This window comes from Vibrio sp. Vb0937 (assembly GCF_033338855.1).
On sequence record NZ_JAWOTK010000430.1, the window covers coordinates 1 to 1,064 of the forward strand.

The window sequence follows — 1,064 nt, forward strand, 5'->3', positions numbered from 1 at the left end:
GCCACACTCACCAACATCAATGCGATAATGGCAAAACCCGTCTCTTGCGTTTTAGGTGCTTGGTAAACCGCAACCGCGGCTACACAGAAAGCACATGCCGCCAATGCTTGCCAAGAAAACTCTCTTCCTGCAAAGCGCATTAACGATAAACGCGAAGACAAACGAATTGGTTGCGATTTCAACAATCGAATCAGTGGCCACAAACAGGAAATCAGAGCGCCCATTGCCGACATAATCAAACTGTATAAACTCGACTGCCACGACCAACCGATAGTAAGGCCAACGTTGGCGTCATATAGATCGCTCAAACTGGAAGATACTGCAGGGATCAACTCGTTCGCCAACATGAGTCCAAAGAAGTTACCGCAAGCCCAAGCGACCAAAACGAGTATCGAGAGCTCAAGTAATAGCGCTTGCGCCAATTGGGTTCCATTCACACCGGTTTGACGCAAAATGCCGACTAATCGCTGACGCTGAATAAAAGACAATGACATCGCTTGATAGAAGATAAAAAGTCCAACCAAAAACGACAACATCCCCATCGCGGTTAGGTTCATGTGGAATGCTTTGGTCAAAGATTCAAGCTCAGTACGAGTGTTTCGAACCAAAGTCATGCCATTTGGCAGTATGTTTTTTAATGCGATCAGTTTTTCTTCTGGCATCTCGCCACATGAAATCGCTGAAAGGCCCGAGCTTCGCTTCAACATTCTTAATAAAGAAATGTCGGTAACTAAACGTGTACCTGATAAGAGCTTGTTTTGATCCACTTGAACAGGACCAAGACGGCTACCATCATTCAACTCAATAAAGTCGCCGTCTTGCCAGTTCATGTAAGACGCCAAATCTTGACTGATCAAGATCGGATACGGCGGCTTCATCAAGGAGAGAACAGGCATCTCATTAAGTGACTTGCCGTGCTGAAGAGGGATCATTGCGACAGGATCGATGCCAACGAGCATCAAGTTCATGTCCGTTTTGGCATCCAGATGAAGGACGTCAAAAGGCGCGCATTGATTGAAACCAGCGCGGCGCAACTGAATGTAAAATCCTTGAGGAATTTTATT

Annotated in this window: 1 protein-coding gene; it reads right to left on the reverse strand. The window is 46.1% G+C overall.

The window, feature by feature from the left end; translation table 11 throughout:
• Positions 1-1,064 (reverse strand): ABC transporter permease (locus R7P67_RS26260; protein WP_318086510.1); only part of this gene is annotated, 1,064 nt, incomplete at both ends.